This window comes from Paenibacillus bovis (genome assembly GCF_001421015.2).
In the GTDB taxonomy this organism is placed as follows: Bacteria; Bacillota; Bacilli; order Paenibacillales; family Paenibacillaceae; genus Saccharibacillus; species Saccharibacillus bovis.
On the sequence record NZ_CP013023.1, the window covers coordinates 4,822,798 to 4,839,843 of the forward strand.

13 protein-coding genes are annotated in these 17,046 nt (G+C 49.6%); 6 read left to right on the plus strand and 7 right to left on the minus strand.

Annotation, left to right across the window (positions count from 1 at the left end; genetic code table 11):
- Positions 1 to 302 precede the first annotated feature (302 nt).
- A complete protein-coding gene (locus tag AR543_RS20520) occupies positions 303 to 1,244 on the plus strand; it encodes a nuclear transport factor 2 family protein (protein ID WP_060536209.1) in 942 nt (313 codons plus the stop codon).
- Positions 1,245 to 1,565: 321 nt separating this feature from the next.
- Entirely contained in the window at positions 1,566 to 2,501 is a 936-nt protein-coding gene (locus AR543_RS20525; RefSeq protein WP_060536210.1) for an AEC family transporter, read from the plus strand.
- A 42-nt stretch (positions 2,502 to 2,543) separates the two neighbouring features.
- On the opposite strand, the gene AR543_RS20530 is transcribed toward AR543_RS20525, so the two are convergent.
- Together AR543_RS20530 and AR543_RS20535 are read right to left on the minus strand one after the other, a co-directional pair.
- The gene (locus tag AR543_RS20530) at positions 2,544 to 3,164 is read right to left on the minus strand and encodes an NUDIX hydrolase (RefSeq protein WP_060536211.1); all 621 of its coding nucleotides are present in this window, start codon (positions 3,162 to 3,164) and stop codon (positions 2,544 to 2,546) included.
- 42 nt (positions 3,165 to 3,206) lie between these two features.
- Positions 3,207 to 3,806, minus strand: a complete 600-nt coding sequence (locus AR543_RS20535; protein ID WP_060536212.1) for a histidine phosphatase family protein — start codon at positions 3,804 to 3,806, stop codon at positions 3,207 to 3,209.
- 289 nt (positions 3,807 to 4,095) lie between these two features.
- Here AR543_RS20535 and asd point away from each other — a divergent pair, with 289 nt between their 5' ends.
- Complete coding sequence (gene asd, locus AR543_RS20540; RefSeq protein ID WP_060536213.1) at positions 4,096 to 4,923, plus strand: archaetidylserine decarboxylase; 828 nt, start codon at positions 4,096 to 4,098, stop codon at positions 4,921 to 4,923.
- A 507-nt stretch (positions 4,924 to 5,430) separates the two neighbouring features.
- On the opposite strand, the gene AR543_RS20545 is transcribed toward asd, so the two are convergent.
- Together AR543_RS20545 and pdxR are read right to left on the minus strand one after the other, a co-directional pair.
- Entirely contained in the window at positions 5,431 to 6,216 is a 786-nt protein-coding gene (locus AR543_RS20545) for a helix-turn-helix domain-containing protein (RefSeq protein WP_060536214.1), read from the minus strand.
- A gap of 130 nt (positions 6,217 to 6,346) precedes the next feature.
- A complete protein-coding gene (gene pdxR, locus AR543_RS20550; protein ID WP_060536215.1) occupies positions 6,347 to 7,918 on the minus strand; it encodes a MocR-like pyridoxine biosynthesis transcription factor PdxR in 1,572 nt (523 codons plus the stop codon).
- Positions 7,919 to 8,201: 283 nt separating this feature from the next.
- Here pdxR and AR543_RS20555 point away from each other — a divergent pair, with 283 nt between their 5' ends.
- The 3 genes from AR543_RS20555 (at position 8,202) to AR543_RS20570 (ending at position 13,937) form a co-directional block, all read left to right on the plus strand.
- On the plus strand, positions 8,202 to 8,864 hold the full coding sequence (locus AR543_RS20555) for a pyridoxamine 5'-phosphate oxidase family protein (protein ID WP_060536216.1): 663 nt from the start codon (positions 8,202 to 8,204) through the stop codon (positions 8,862 to 8,864).
- 454 nt (positions 8,865 to 9,318) lie between these two features.
- Positions 9,319 to 10,617 carry an aminotransferase class I/II-fold pyridoxal phosphate-dependent enzyme gene (locus AR543_RS20560; protein WP_060536217.1) on the plus strand — a complete coding sequence of 433 codons (1,299 nt, stop codon included), beginning with the start codon at positions 9,319 to 9,321 and terminating at the stop codon, positions 10,615 to 10,617.
- Between the two features lie 308 nt (positions 10,618 to 10,925).
- A complete protein-coding gene (locus AR543_RS20570) occupies positions 10,926 to 13,937 on the plus strand; it encodes an S-layer homology domain-containing protein (protein WP_060536219.1) in 3,012 nt (1,003 codons plus the stop codon).
- A 168-nt stretch (positions 13,938 to 14,105) separates the two neighbouring features.
- On the opposite strand, the gene AR543_RS20575 is transcribed toward AR543_RS20570, so the two are convergent.
- The 3 genes from AR543_RS20575 to AR543_RS20585 all read right to left on the minus strand — a co-directional run bounded on the left by AR543_RS20575 (position 14,106) and on the right by AR543_RS20585 (position 17,043).
- The gene (locus tag AR543_RS20575) at positions 14,106 to 14,810 is read right to left on the minus strand and encodes an ABC transporter ATP-binding protein (RefSeq protein WP_060536220.1); all 705 of its coding nucleotides are present in this window, start codon (positions 14,808 to 14,810) and stop codon (positions 14,106 to 14,108) included.
- Complete coding sequence (locus AR543_RS20580; protein WP_060536221.1) at positions 14,807 to 15,595, minus strand: ABC transporter ATP-binding protein; 789 nt, start codon at positions 15,593 to 15,595, stop codon at positions 14,807 to 14,809. The genes AR543_RS20575 and AR543_RS20580 overlap by 4 nt, the downstream gene beginning before the upstream one ends.
- A 149-nt stretch (positions 15,596 to 15,744) precedes the next feature.
- Entirely contained in the window at positions 15,745 to 17,043 is a 1,299-nt protein-coding gene (locus AR543_RS20585) for a branched-chain amino acid ABC transporter permease (protein WP_060536222.1), read from the minus strand.
- Positions 17,044 to 17,046 lie beyond the last annotated feature (3 nt).

Sequence of the window (17,046 nt, forward strand, 5' to 3'; positions counted from 1 at the left end):
AGCAGCTGCAAGCATGCCATGACAACAAAGCAGACAGCACCGCCATACTCTGGAGCAACAACATATCCTCAAAATCATTTTATTCTGCAGACGCCTTTCTTTTTCATATCGGAAAGGCGTCTTTTTGTTGCTTATAGGGAAAAGGATAGGTTCATTATGTCACTATATATATAAAAAAAGGGGTTTCTCCCTCCTTTTATAGTCCTTTCATCACCGTTAGTTGAAACGTGTGCAGTTACAGGTTACAATCTAATCAAATCCCAAGCTTTATAGCTTGCTTATAATCAAAGGAGTGATATTCAATGAACAAGAAAAGTACCCTGTGGATCAGTACCGCTGTTGCCGCTGTGATTACCGTGATGACAGCCGGTTTGCCTGCTGCCAGCGCCGCATCGTCTGTCTGCCCGCCTGCTCCTGTGTCCCAGACCAGCACTACGGCCAAAGCTACTGCATCCCAGCAAACCAAAAACAAGCAGCTGGTACTGAACATGTACAAAGAGGTCTTTAATGAACATAAGCTCAACAAAATCAGCTCCTATATCGCCAAAGACTATATCCAGCATAATCCGCTCGCGGCAGACGGACGCCAGGCTTTTGCAGACTTTTTCGGAGCATATATCAAACAAAATCCCAATCTGAAAGCAGATGTGAAGCGTATTGTTGCCCAGGGTGATCTAGTCATGGCTCACTATCATGTAACAACGGGTAAACAAGATAAAGGAATGGCTGTTGTTGATATTTTTCGGATCAAAAACAATAAAATTGTCGAGCATTGGGATGTGGGACAAACGGTACCCGACAAATCAGCCAATGACAATACCATGTTCCCTCTTCCCGGCACCTCCGTACAGATAAAACCTGTTTCTTCACAGCAGGTTGCGGCTAACAAGAAGCTGGTAACTACCTTCTACAACCAGTTCTTCAACGAACATGATGGAGCCGCTCTGCACAAATATGTCGCCGAAGATTATATCCAGCATAATCCTACGGTTCCTACCGGCCGCAAGCCACTGGAATCCTTTATTCCTATACTGCAAAGCAATCCGGACAGCCGCAACAAGATCGTTCGCGTTATTGCAGAAGGAGATATTGTCGCTCTGCATGTCCATGCCCAGAGCAGCAAAAATGACCGCGGAAGTGCAGTTGTGGATATTTTCCGCGTAGCCAACGGCAAGATTGTGGAACACTGGGATGTCGTTCAGCCGGTACCGGAAAAGTCTGCCAATACCAATACAATGTTCTGATCATCACTAACATTCTAAACAAGCCAAACCTTTTACCTTATATGGAATACGAACATGATCAAGCGCTCGCTGCTGCCGGCGCTTTCTTTTCGGTTAATAGACTTACTAACTACCTCCAATAGAACAAAACCAATAAGTTGATATTCACTAATAGATTAATCCTATAAATGAATAGGAATCGGATATTTGACGATAGACCGGTGCAGGCTTACATTGATAACAGTTCCATACTCGATTACAGGATTCCACCAGGGAGCAAAATATCTGTTCTGCTATCTGCTGCCTGTCTGTTATTATATCGCTGCCGAAAGGATAACTGTTATGCTGATGCATTTACTGTCTACGTTGTACCAGGTTTTTCTTCCGATTTCTCTTCCTGTGGTAGGCGGCATTCTGCTGCGTCGATTCCGTGGGCTGGATACCAAGCCGCTGGCTACACTCTCTCTGTATATACTTACGCCATCGATTGTATTCAATACGCTGCTGCATGCGGAGATTTCGTGGCAGGATGTGAGTTCTACGGTTACCTTTTCTCTGCTGACACTGGTTGCGCTGTGGCTGATAGCGGTTGTTGTCAGCAGAATTCTGCATCTGAATCCACAGGAAAAGGCAGGCTTGACGCTGATCGCTACTTTTACCAATAGCGTCAATTATGGGCTGCCCCTTGTATTTCTGGCTTTTGGTCAGCTCGGTCTGGACAAGGCTTCCGTCTACGTGATCGGGCAAATGGTTATTGTGAATACGGTTGGCGTATTTTTTGCAGCCCGTTCGCATTTCTCGGCCCGACAGGCTTTTGCTTCTATTTTCCGTCTGCCAGCAGTGTATGCTACTGTAATCGCGGTGCTGCTGCGGCTGTCGGAAATGACCTTGCCTGCTTCGCTGGATCAGGGATTTGCCATGCTGGCCGCCGCCTATTCGCCGGTTGCACTCGTGGTTCTTGGCGCCCAGATGATCAATGTCGGCTCTCGAAACAACGAAACGGCAGCCGCCCGACCATCACAGCGTGCCTTCTGGGCAGGCATGACGATCCGGCTGGCTGCCGCACCTTTGTTATCCTGGCTGCTGCTCACACTGATTGGCGTGAAGGGCAATCTGTTTGATGTACTGCTGATTCTCACATCCATGCCTACAGCGGTTAATGCCGTTATTCTGGCAGAACAGTTCGGAGCAGCCCCCCGGCTCGTATCACGCTGCATTTTGTGGACGACATTGTCCTCTATGCTGGTACTGCCGGTACTGATTCTGTGGCTGCAATAAACGCAGCTGCCTCTTGTTATTCTGTAATCCGATGACTCGGTATTAATCGCAGAATACTGGCAGATCCGGCTGGCGCAGATATTGAAATGCGGTACGGATCTGCTGCTCTGTATTACGCTCTACCGACAGCGGTGGCAATTCATTCTCGGCAAAAAATCCGACCTCCATCGTCTCGGTCGTATCTACTGCTGCTGTACCGCCGATCAGCTCGCATTCGATAAAAAATTTGTATACATGCCATGGTGAAGGAGGGTGCGGATGGAACTTCTTGTCCACTACGCCCAGCAGACGACCGGCGCGAACATCATAGCCGGACTCTTCCTTGACCTCTTTGACAGCGATCTCTTTGGGCGACAGTCCGATATCTGCCCATCCTCCCGGTAAAGCCCATGCCCCATCCAGCTTCTCGCGCACCATCAGAATACGATCATTCTGAAAAACAACCGCGCGGATATCCACTTTGGGTGTCGCATAACCGGTCTCTCCTGCAAATAATTCGCGAATCAGCTCAATCTCTACATCCGTGTACTGCTGCATAATCTCCAGGCTCAGCTCCCGCAGCTGCTCAAATCGCTCCAGATCATACACATCCCTGGAATATTCCAGCCCCGCCTGACTGATTGCCTGAATCTGCTTGGCCCACTCCAACCACTTCAATTGCACTGTTTTCATCTCCCCCGCAGCATGACCTATAAGATGATTGGTTTATTGCTGCTGTTCTGCTTCATATGGTAGCAGATGGCGGACACAGTTGTACAATTCGCATTCCCAGGCATTTTGTTCATCACAGCGTACAACGGTAATCGACATATTTTCCAGCGTATGCCATTTCGGTTCTTCCTTGAGAATTGCGTTCAGCACATGGTTGAGCAGTACACCATGGCTAACGATCAGAATGCGCTCGCCGGGATACTTTTGCCCCAGTTCCTGCAGACAGCTGATACCGCGTGCCGCACCTGACTCCGGTGTCTCCAATCCCAGATCCAGCTGCTTCCACTGCTCTCCCCAGCGTTCGATTCGCTCTGCCTGTGTAGTACCTTCAATCTGGCCGCCATCCAGTTCCCGCAGACGTGGATCATAGCTGACCGGCAGCTGCGATGCTTCGGCGATTGCCTGGGCAGTCTGGCGCGCACGAATCAGATCACTGGCATAGATACGATCCCATGATTCGCCAGCGATGCGTTCACCGAGCTGGCGAGCCTGATTCCAGCCGTCTTCATTAAGCGGAATATCCGAACTTCCCTGTGCACGGCCCTCTTTGTTCCATATGGTGCTTCCATGACGGATTAAACCGAATGTAGTCATTGTTATTCCTCCTTTACGCATGATATGACCTTAACCTGATGAGTGACATTTGCAGCCAAAAAGTATACAATAATCTCTTGTTTATATATTTTATAATGCCTTAAACAGGGAACTCCTGATTCAATGCATGAATGGTCTGCACTCCTACCTGTATCTTATCATGTTTGGACAGGTGGTGCCGGACGTTCCGATTTAGGCGTTGATTTTGAATTCTATCTGTGTCAATATAACGAAGCAAACAAATGATCGCATTATTTTTCCTTAATTTGGAAAGGGGTACATTACTATCATGGCCAATTCACTGTTCCGCCTGATGACCGAGTTATCCTCACGCAAATGGGTATCCCGGCTGACAGGCAGCTTTGCTAAATCACGGGCCAGCCGCGCGTTAATCCCGAAATTTATTCAGGCCTATCGCATTCCGGCAGAAGACGCCGAGAAAAGCGTCAACGATTATCATACATTAAATGAATTCTTCACCCGACGGCTCCGTCCAGGTGCACGTCCTGTTGATGCGGACCCGATGTCGCTGACCAGCCCGGTCGATGCGCTGATCACCGCTATGGGACCACTGCAGGACGGTCTGATTCCGCAGGTCAAAGGCCAGGACTACAGCCTCGAAGAACTGCTGAATCACTCTCCGCGGATGGAGACTTACCGTGATGGATATATGTTCGTGCTTTACCTGAGTCCGACCGATTATCACCGGATTCATGCTCCGGTCACCGGCAAGCAGACCGAGCGGGATCATATTCCGGGCAAAGTCTATCCGGTTAATGACAAAAGTATGCTCAATATGCGCGCAGTTCTGAGCCGTAATGAGCGTCAGATCACCTACATGCAGCATCATTATGGAGAAGTGGCGGTCGTGAAGGTCGGCGCGCTGAATGTCAGCAGTATCCGCTATGCCGACGAGACACGTACCTCGTGGAACAAAGGCGATGAACTCGCTTATTTTGAATTTGGCTCAACGATTGTGCTGTTGATCCAGCAGGGTACCTTTACCCCGGACGAGATGCTGCATATCGGCAGCCGGGTCAAAATGGGTGAGAAGCTGGGCACGCTGATGGATATGGAAGCGACCCGTCCTTATCGTCGTCTGATCGATCCTTCTTAATACGGCGATCAATCGCTATAGGCGAAAATTCTACAGAATGATCAAAGACAGATAGATTATAAATGATACAAAGCAGCAGCCCCGTCCGATTGTTACCTTCGGCGGGGCTGCTGCTTTGTTTGGTTGTCCTATATATAAATACATCCTGCTTAAGTATAAGTTGGATTAGAACCAGGCTTCGGCTGCCCGTTGTGCTGCAGTCTCGAATCGACGCAGACGGTTACGGAAGACTTTGCTGCTGAACTTGGATGAACTATTGTTACGCCCCCGTCTTCTCAAACGCATTGTGAAGGCCCCCTCTCTATGGCATGGTATCTGCTGCTTCACGATAGAACCGCTTACAGAAGTTTACCTCATGCTTACAATATACATGAGCAGTATTTACCCCGCGTGTTTTCGAATGAAACAAACAACGGATCGGGGCGTTTATCGTCATGCTTCCTTTTATTGTAATGCAGTTTGCCATCCCGGAGCAACTTTACAGCAGTTCGGGAATCATCGCTCGTGCTAGCGAATCTCGGAAGGACTTTTGCCGGTGTACTGCTTGAACTGACGGCTGAAAAAGAAAATATCACGGTATCCCAGCGCATCTGCCACCTCGGTTACATTCATCCCCGTATAGACGAGCAGATGCTCTGCCCGCTCGATCCGCATCCGTATGATATACGATTGCACAGATACGCCCATCAGTTCCTTGAACTTGATCGAAAAGTAGCGCGGTGACAATCCTGCCCGTGAAGCCAGATCTTCCACCCGGTGCGCAAGGCTTGGGTGCTGGCGGATATAATTCGCGACTTCCTGAATCGTCTCGTTCAGCTGATTGCTTACTTTGCGAGGAGCCGGTTTGTGCTGTTCGTCGCGCAGCAGATGGATCATGAGCTGCTTCAGAATCAGACGCGCCTCCTCTTCAGCGGCAAAAGCCTGTTCCAGCAGCAGCCGTACATACCGGACCAGCATATATTCGAAATCAATCGTCTCCTCCAGCACCCGGTAGCGTGCAGGGATGCGGCTGACCGGTGCATCTACATCAAAATGAATATAGGTCAGCACCAGCGGCTTTTGCGGATTATGCGTAGCCGTCGTCTCATCTCCCGGACGAAATACAAAGCAGCTTCCCTTGCTGATCGCATAAGGCTCTCCGTTCAGGATCAATTCGCCTTCTCCACTCCATACATAGAACAGATCATAATTGGGCATGGGCTTTTCCCGTTTGGGCCAGCGCCACTCCGGTTCACAGAAAATTTTGGCAAAGGCGGGCTTCAATATAAATGAAGCAGGCGATAATTCAAGCATGGTGTTCCTCCTTCTCCAATTCCTCTATCTAGGCATCTCTCGAATCTCAACTATACCGCTGTGTCATATTAAATGGCTATGGGCTTATATTGCGCAAAAAGTTCGTATTCGTCAATGGTAGGTTACCTAATTAATGAAATTTTGTCGATTGCAGCGTGTTCCATGCATTCCGCAGACGCCGGATTCCTTCTATAATCTGCTCTTCCTCCAGATGGGCAAAACTGAAGCAGCCTGCAGGCGTACCTTCGGTAAGCTGGTAATCGGCAGCATCCCGCCAGCGGACTCCGCAGCCTGCTGCGATCTGCCGGAATTGTGCATACGATTCGCGATCATGCTGCCATACTCCGTACACATGCAGTCCCGAGCCGACCGGCATCCAGGAAAATACTCCCCGTAGCTGCTGTTCGACCTGTTCACGAAACATGGCATGACGTCCCCTGTACAGTCGGGTCATTCGGCGCAGATGACGCATATAATCCCCTCGCATAATAAAGCGGGCCAGTGCACGCTGCTCCAGCCGGGAAGAAGGCAGCGGATCATACAGGCGCTTGGCTGCTATAAGCGCTTGCGCCAGTCCCGGAGGCATAATCGCATAACCAAGCCGCAGGCTGGAGAACATACTTTTGGAAAAGGAACCGACATAGATCACGCTGTCTGTTGTATCCAGCGCCTTGAGCGGCTCTACCGGGCGGCCTTCCCAGCGAAATTCACTGTCATAATCATCCTCGACGATCCACGCCTGCCGATGCTCTGCCCACTGGAGCAGCTGTTGTCGTCTGGGCAGCGGCAGGACGACTCCGGTAGGAAACTGGCGGCCTGGTGTAACGAACAGCAGGCGGGAATCCCAATCCTGCGGAATAATGCCCTGCCGATCCAGCGGTGCCGGACATACCTGTCCACCGCAGGCTGTAATCGCACGGGAGATACCGGGATAACACGGATCTTCCAGAATAACAGGCTCTCCCTCATTAATGAGCAGCTGACAGAGCAGCACAATCGCTTCCATCGAGCCGCTGCATAATACGATCTGTTCCGGCTGGGCAGCGATACCGCGCGTACGTCCCAGATGACTGCAGATCGCTTCGCGCAGCAGCAGATCACCGCCGGCTTCTTCTCGCTGTCCGGAACTGTGGACCGGCTGCTGTAAATCTCTCGCAGCACCGGTCATTGCACTTCTCCAGTCGGTCAGTGAGCGACCCTCCAGCAGAATCTCACGGGGAGCAAAAGAAATCATTGTTGCAGGTCTCTGCAATGGTGTGATCGGGAGGTTGGCTGGATCATCAGCAGCTGGTGATTCGGCAGGCTGCCGTTGATCCATCTCCAACAGACGGTTACCCCAGCGGGATAACGTACGATAGCTATTGGACGGATCGGCGGTAGATACAGCAGCAGAGCGCTTCGGATCCGGTTGCTCCTTTTTTGTGCTGTGCTGAATCACCGGCAGACTGGTGAGCTGCCGGGCGACATAGGTGCCTCTGCCTACAGCCGATTCGGTATATCCTTCAGCCAGCAGCAGATCATAGGCTTCGGCTGCGCTCCCCCGGGAGACACCATAACTCGCTGCCAGCTCACGCGTGGAGGGCAGTCTCATTCCCGGCTGCAGCGATCCATTTAGAATATTTTCACGCAGTGCATAATACAGCGCTATGTATTTGTATGGATGCTGCTGCAGAGCGCGCTGATACGCAATAGTGATATCCATATCGTGCCTGTCTCCTTTCCAGCTGATCATATTGGACAATTGAATGTAACTCAGGCTAATTGCTTACGAATAGCGTATACATTGAACCTATCTGTACAGAGAGATGCACAAGAAGTCACACATAGGAACTATTTTCCCTTTTATACTTCTATACGTTAATTCATTAAAATCGGACTATACCATTGTACCTGTATTGGCTCTTTTCGCCTGTCAATTTTCAGCATAAGCTGATTACCTCGGAACGTCAATCATCCAAACAGGAGATAAGGGAGAGAATTTAACAATGAGAAGAAAAGAATTTACAGTAGACGAGCAGCAGGAATTTGAACAATTTCTCGGTGAAGTCAGTTTTGGCTTTCTTGGACTCACTAGCGAGGATGGATGGCCGCGGGTGATTCCGCTTAATTTTGCATACGGCAATGGAGTATTTTACATGCATGGCAGCCGCGCCGGGGAGAAAATGCAGCTGCTCCGGGAGGATAACAAGGTCACTTTTTCGGCAGCCAGGGAGTACGCATTGATCCCATCTTATTTTACCGATGAAGAAATGGCCTGTCCGGCTACCGCCTTTTTCAAAAGTGTAACAGTGCGGGGTCATGCCGAGGTCGTCACGGATCTTGAGGAAAAAGCGATGGCACTCGGCATCTTTATGCAAAAACTGCAGCCGGAAGGCGGCTATGATCCCATTACTATCGAAGATCCCCGTTATATCCCTCGCCTCAAGGGAGTCGCGCTGATCAAGATTATCCCGGACGAATGGACGGCCAAATTCAAGTTCGGCCAGAATGTCCGGGGTGAGGAACGCGAACAGATCATAAGCGGCCTGCAGCAGCGCGGATCTGCTGACGATCTGTCCACTCTGGAAATGATGGAAAAATACTGTCCGTATCATCAGTCAGCAAGTGGAGCGACCGGCAAGAATACAGCAGACGATCAGGATCTGTAGTCCACACTCCGGCAGAGCAGCTTTTTTAGGTGGGGGTAGAACCAGCTTCCAGTATCCAGTTTCCTACTTTCTTCTTCCTACTTTGTGCTTTTGCTTTCTGCTTTGTATCTATTATATAAAAAGCAGCTGCCTGGTTCACGCAGGCTTCCAGATATACATACTACTTTGATGGACTGATAGTGCATGAATTCACTCTCTTTCTATAGAAGTATCCTGCTGACCTATTTTACCATACGCCAACCTGCCTATCTGATCGGCTTACGACAGCATTCCTATCTGGTCCGTACAAGACATTCTTCATACGACGTTCACATCTATTCATTCAAAATCCTCCGGTTGCACAGTGACACCATAATGTGAACAATGATATACTATGAGGCAGCGAAATCAGACGGAATATGCAGCAGATTCGCCTGGTTGATATCTTCTAAACAGACCCGGAAGGATGAACAAGATGAACCCACTGGCAGAACAATTGAATGAGAACCTGAAAGAGGACAGTCCCTATATTTACGACATGCTGTCCACGCTCGGCAAAGAAATGTATTTCCCCAAAGAAGGCATATTGAGCCAATCGGCAGAAGCTTCAAGCCAGGCCAAAAAATACAATGCTACGATCGGTATCGCTACCGAAAATGGTGGACCAATGCATCTGAAAGTCATTCAGGATTCCTTATCCGCTTTTCAGCCGAAAGATCTGTATCCGTATGCTCCGCCAGCCGGCAAACCCGAGCTGCGCAGCGCATGGCGCGAGAAAATGATCAAGGACAATCCATCTCTGGCCGATCAACAATTCGGCAATCCGATCGTAACCAATGCACTGACCCATGGTCTGAGCATCGTAGCCGATCTGTTCGCCGATGAGGGTGACGCGATCATCTATCCGGACAAGAACTGGGAAAATTACGAACTGACCTTCGGTATCCGCCGCGGGGCACAGATCATCAATTATCCATTGTTCACCGAAGATATGAGCTTCAACAGCGATGGTCTGCGCGATGCATTACTGGAACAAAAAGACCGCGGCAAAGCAATTGTCGTCCTGAACTTCCCAAACAACCCGACCGGATACACACCAAGCGTCGAAGACGGTCACCGGATCGTAGCTGCCATCAACGAAGCGGCACTGGCCGGGATCAATGTAGTCGTAGTAACGGATGATGCCTACTTTGGACTGTTCTTCGAAGATTCCATGCAGGAATCCCTGTTTGGCGAACTGAATAATCTGCATCCGCGCATTCTGCCGATCAAGATCGACGGCGCGACCAAGGAAGAATATGTTTGGGGATTCCGCGTTGGATTTATTACGTATGGTTCCTCTTCAGCTACGGCGCTGACAGCATTGGAGCAAAAAACACTGGGTATTATCCGTGCCACCATTTCCAGCGGTGCACATCCATCCCAGACCTTTGTACTGAACGCTCTACGCTCCCCTGAATTCGAAGCGCAAAAAGCCGAAAAATTCCAGGTAATGAAAGGCCGTGCCAACAAAGTCAAACAGCTGCTCGACAGCGGCAAATACGGCGATGTATGGGAATACTATCCGTTTAACTCCGGCTACTTTATGTGCCTGAAGCTCAAAAATGTATCGGCGGAAGATGTACGCCAGCGCTTGCTGAGCCAGTACGAAGTCGGCACAATTGCTCTGGGTGAGCATGATCTGCGGGTTGCTTTCTCCTGTATTGAAGAGCAATACCTTGAAGATCTGTACGATCTGATCCATCAGGCTGTACTGGATGTGCAGCAGGCGTAACAAACAAGCTGACGGTTAGTTCTTTATTAACCAGCAATTCTTTTTGATCATTATAAGATCCATAAATAATAGCAGGCTCCGGTCATGGATCGGAGCCTGCTTTTTGGCGTTCCTTGGATTAATAGCCGCCTTATTTCCTATCCATACAATTCCATTACAGGAAAATTCATTTCCCAAAAGAATAAAGTTGTAGTAATATGGATCAATATGCCTATTTTTGTAAAGAAAAGAGATAATATTAGGTTTTTAAGACTATATTGGGATTAGGTATAAAGCTTAAATTTGTGGTTTATTGGGGGACTTAAGGAATGTTAACGACGAAAATTCGGCCGTGGGCCATCCTGCTGCTGAGCACAGCCATTCTGCTGCCGACTGCCGGACTCACAGGAGCTGATCCAGTCAGCGCACAGTCAGTCAATGCGACTGATATCCAGCATCACTGGGCCAAAAATGTTCTTATCGATTGGCAAAACAAAGGCTATATTAGCGGCTTCCAGGATGGCAGTCTACAGCCGGATCAGAGTGTAACCCGTTCGCAGCTGGCTGCACTGATCAACAAATCATTCGGATTCACTTCATCCGTACCCATTCATTATCGCGATGTACAACCATCCGATTGGTACTATAACGATATCGCTATGGCCAAAGCGCAAGGTTATATGGAAGGATACAAAGATTCCACCTTCCATCCGGAGCAGCAAGTTACCCGTCAGGAGCTGGCGGTTATTCTGACCTCTATCAAAAAATTAAAATCATCCGGCTCGGCCAGTCGAATGAAAGATACAGCCAACAGCCCTTCCTGGAGCAAAGGCTCGATCGGTGCCGTGATCGATAACGGACTGATGAATGGCGATGAAAAAGGATTCCGTCCCAAAGACACAACGACTCGTGCCGAAGCCGTCACCGTACTGAATCGTTCACTTCAGTCTACCGGTGCTGCAGCGACAGTCTATAATACAGCTGGAGTCTACGGACCGGCATCTGGACAACAGCAGATATCCGGCAATGTACAGCTCAATGCCGCTGGCAGCACACTGCGTAATATGGTCATCGAGGGTGATCTGCTGCTTGGCCAGGGAATTGGCGAAGGAGATGCACTGCTCGATCATGTGACGGTCAAAGGAACAACAACCGTCAATGGCGGCGGCAGCCACAGTATCCATGTCAAAGATTCCAATCTGGCTACTATGGTCATTAACAAAAAAGATGGCGATGTTCGCATAGAAACCAGTGGTTCAACTGTGATTCAGCAGACTGTTCTTCAATCCGGTGCCATTCTGGAAGAGAAAACGAACGCTGGTGCCAGCGGATTTAACAATGTCGTTATGTCTTCCCTACTGCCGACCGGTGCCAGAGTGACCATGAATGGACGGTTCGATGCAGTCGATATCGCCGCTTCATCACTTGACGTGCAGCTGATATCAGGTTCAATCGATAGTCTGGCTGTCGCTTCCGGTACGACAGGCAACCGGGTGGATACGACCAGTAGCTCGTCTATTCAATCCGCTACCTTGAATGCCCCGGCAACGATCGGCGGCAATGGTACGGTCGAGCATGCTTATATTCGCGCTGAAGGAGTCACAATTACGCCGCGGGTGATGCAGACGAGTATAGATAATGGCATTACTGCCCGCGTAGGCGGCAATACGGTAGGACTTCCACTGACCCCAACCAATACCAAGAAAAAAGAATCCAATCATAATGAGACCACAACGCCTGTAAACGAGACGAAGCCAACTCCGAACACAGATGTCACGGCTCCGCCGCAGATCCAGCATCTGGATGTCAAGAATGGTCAGGCCGTTCTGCCTCCTCAGGCGGGCGATGTGCTGTTCCTCAGCGATATGAATATTACAGCTACACTGGACGGTGTGCCTATCAACTTGCGCTCGATCAGCTATGACAGCGTGACGCGTACTGTGCACTTCGATCCACTTAAGCTACTGCATTATAATGGCAAAGTACTGCAGGTCAAAATAGCCCCTGTAGCAGACTTTTCCCGTCTTACGCGTACGTTCCAGGGCAGTGTACAAATCAGTGGTTTTATCGGCGTAATTACCGACACTCAAGGTGAGCCGGTGAATGGAGTAAAAATAATGTTCCGTCGAGGCGTAGGCATAATGACCGGACCGGTAGAAGCAACAGTAACCACCGGTATGGATGGCAACTATACCGTTCAGCTTCCACCTGGTATATATACCGGAGAGATGCAAAAGGATGGATTCCTTACATCTTACATGACTGGCGTCTCATTAACAGGCATCCTGAATGATACCGAAAATGGAGTTATCATCCAGCAGGCGGATAAAGACCAGGTTCACATTGTACTGACCTGGGATGAGTTCCCGCAAGACGAAGATGTGCATCTGCTCGGACCTACTCCGGACGGATTCGGATTTCAAACGGATTCATCTGAACAACAATATATCTACAATAGTGAAGTATATGCTGAACTGAATTACGATGCTATACAGGGTTATGGCCCAGAAGCTCTAACGATCCGCAAACGTACACCAGGCACATATACATTTTATGTAGACAATATCAGTCAATTACATTTAGGCAGTACGGCTACTCTACGTCATTCGTCTGCCCGTGTTAAAGTCTATGATGGTCAGTCTCCGACGCCAATCAAGACGTACCTGATACCTGCAGGTGACGGCAACGAGCCGTACTGGCATGTATTTGACATGAATATAGCTGATGGACAGCTGAGCTTTACGGATCGTAATCTGCTCTTGAATGCAGCACCAGTCTCCAAGTATCTGCCGATTCCAACTGCTGATTCGGATCAAGCTAAGCTGGAACAGGAAGCCGATCTTATTCCCGATGATATCGTGCTGCCATATGATACAAAGCTGAATCAAGAAATTACCCTGACAGATAAGCAACCAGCTGATGGTATCACCAGAACCGTCTCCTCTGTAGAACTGTTGTCTGCTATCGATGCGGATACAGATAACGAGTTTTCGGTCACCAATGATGTATATCTCTCCACTGCGGATACGGGCAAAGGTCTGCAACTGCTCCAGTATAACGGCAGTCCGTATACTGCACCGTATAAAGTGACCGTTTCTCTCCGTCTCGGTGATACCACTATCCAAAAAAACGTGTACGTGGATGTACCCAATCTGGATACCTGGTTGAATCAAGCTGCAATTCGCGCTCAAAGTGTGCTGGCACAACCAGCTGCCGGACAGGATACGACCGGGTTGCAGACCGCTCTGGATCACAAAAATGCTCTACCGCAAGCCGCTGCTGTACAGGACAAGATCACTGTTCTACAGGAACTAAATGCAGCGCTACAGCAACTAAAATAAACAGGCTTCATCCAAAAAACCAGCATGGGCTCATCCCGATGCTGGTTTTTTGATTTCAGTAAGTCTATCGATAAATCTATCGCCTGCTTAGGATAACGAAATACATGTCTTCGATATAGACTAGGTGGAACAGACTAATGATATTTCAGACTTTGCTATGTCATACTTCTACGCCAGATATGCTTCCTTGACCTGATCATTCTTGAGCAGCTCTGCTGCATTATCCTGCAGAATGATCTCTCCTGTCTGGATCACGTACCCTCGGTGGGCAATCTGCAGTGCCTGATAAGCATTCTGTTCCACCAGCAAAATCGTCATGCCTGATTCATTCAATTCCTGGATAATCTCGAAAATCTGATCCACGATCACCGGTGCAAGTCCCATCGACGGTTCATCCAGCAAAATAATACGCGGACCCATCATCAGACCGCGGGCGATGGCCAGCATCTGCTGTTCGCCGCCGCTCATCGTACCGCCTACCTGATGATAACGTTCCTTGAGCCTCGGGAAATAGGCAAAAGACTTCTCGATACGTTCCCGGATCAGGCTTTTGCTTTTAACCGAGAATGCACCCATTTCCAGATTCTCCTTAACCGTCAGTCGCGGGAAAATGCGCCGTCCCTCTGGGACATGGGCGATGCCACTCTGCGCGGTAACATGCGGCGGTTGGTCAGAGATATTTTTGCCGTTAAACCACACTTCTCCACGAATCTTCACCTGGCCGCAGATCGACTTGAGCGTGGTCGATTTACCTGCTCCATTGGAGCCGATCAGCGTCACGATTTCACCTTCATTCACATCAATCGTCACACCGCGCAGTGCCTGAATCGCACCGTAATATGCCTCCACCTGCTTGAGCTGCAGCAGACTCATTCGACCACCACTCCTTCCTCGACGGCACTTTTACCTAGATAAGCTTCGATTACCTTGGGATTGGAACGGATATCCTGTGGATCGCCCTCGGCGATTTTGACGCCATGATCCAGCACCAGAATATGATGTGACAGCTCCATCACGAGTTTCATATCATGTTCGATCAGAATAATGGAGATATTCAGCTTCTCCTGAATACGGCGAATCAGCGAGGTCAGGTCTACCGTTTCCCTCGGATTCATCCCGGCAGCCGGCTCGTCGAGCAGCAGCACCTTGGGCCGGGCAGCCAGAGCACGGGCGATCTCCAGCCGGCGCTGCGCTCCGTATGACAGACTGCTCGCTTCGGCATTGTACCATTCCTCCAGCCCGACATACTCTAGCAGACGATACGCTTCCTGCTGCGAGGTATGTTCTTCATGCCGTACTCTGGGCAGATTGAGCAGTGTACCGATCACACCTGTTTTCAGATGAATATGCATACCTACCTGCACATTCTCCAGCACAGTCATACTGCCGAACAGACGGATATTTTGAAAAGTACGGGCGATGCCTTTGCCGGTAATCCGGTCGGGCTTCACATTGACAATCGATTCCCCGTCCAGCTCAATCTGTCCCTCATCCGGCACATAAATACCGGTAATCATATTAAAAAAGGTCGTTTTGCCTGCTCCATTCGGACCGATAACGGCAGAGATTTGTCCCTTTGGAAATGCAAAATCCACACCACTAACCGCAGTCAGTCCGCCGAAACGCTTGGTGAGCCGGTTTACTTTTAGAATACTCATGACTGTCTCCTCCTCATAGGCGGGATTGGCTGGGCCCGGTGTATATGTCCGGCTCCCTGTTATCTCCGGTTATCGGAACCATTTGTACAGGTGTATACCGATTCAACAGAGCAGCCGTCAGATGATCACAGGCTGCTCTCCATAGCATTTTATTCGGGATTCGCTTTGGCGCTGATGGGAGTCGCAGGTACTTTATGATGTTGATGTGGACCACCTGTCACCACCTCCTTGGGAATTTTGCGATTTTTGGCGGCAATCAGACCATTGGGACGGAAGATCGCGACCAGGATCAGAATCATACCGAAGATAAACCGCTGCATTTTGGACGGTGACAGCGCATTGGGTACCTCAATAATCCCCTGCATCGACAGCTGATTCAGCCAATTGGTCAATTCGGTTAGCACCTGCAGATTGAGTATCGTTACCAGACTGGCGCCGAGAATAACACCTGGCACACTACCCATCCCGCCCAGTACGACCATAACGAGGATCGTCGTCGACTCGATCAGCGTGAAGCTCGTCGGATCGATAAAAGTCTGCTTGGCGGCGAACACTACACCCATCATCCCGGAAAAGGAAGCTCCGATTGCGAACGCAATCAGCTTGGTGCGAATGAGCGGAATCCCCATCGATTGGGCAGCAATCTCATTTTCCCGTACCGCTTTCCAGGAGCGCCCCAACCGGGAATGCTCCAGCCGCCTTACAGCAAAGATCACGACCAGCAAAATCGCAATAACGATAAAATAATATTGGTGCGGAAATGTAAAATCAAAACCGAACAGATCCGGCGGCTGGATCGAAGACAGTCCCATCGCTCCATTCGTAATATTGACCGGCTTCTCCAAGTTATTGAAAATAATGCGGATAATCTCTCCAAATCCCAGCGTCACGATAGCTAGATAATCCCCTTTGACCCGCAGCACGGGCAGACCAAGCAGAATCCCGAAGATGCCAGCCATAAATCCGCCAATCAGAATAAAGATCCAGAACGTGCCGCCGGAGAGTGGAAACAGATCGCCCGAGATAAAATTATTCGCCTGATCCGTAGCAAAGATACCGTACGTATACGCACCGACTGCAAAAAAGGCGACAAATCCCATATCCAGCAGACCGGCAAAGCCGACCACAATATTCAGTCCCAATGCCATCGCCACATAGATTCCGCACTGGGTTGCCACTTCCATATAAGAGTCATACGATGTACCGCCGGAGGAAGCGAAGGGAATAACGACCAGCAGCAGGACCAGGGCAATGATCCATTTGATTCCATTGGTAAAGGACGTATAGTAGAGCAGCAGCAGAGAAGCCAGCAGCAGCAAAAATGCTGTGACCGAGCGCTCCATCAGATACACTGCTGCTGCCGTGACGAGTGTAAACAGCACCAGCAGCACGATTTGCGCCAGCTTGTTTTCCCGCAGGGTAATGCGCATATTGTCCAATTTGCTCATTGA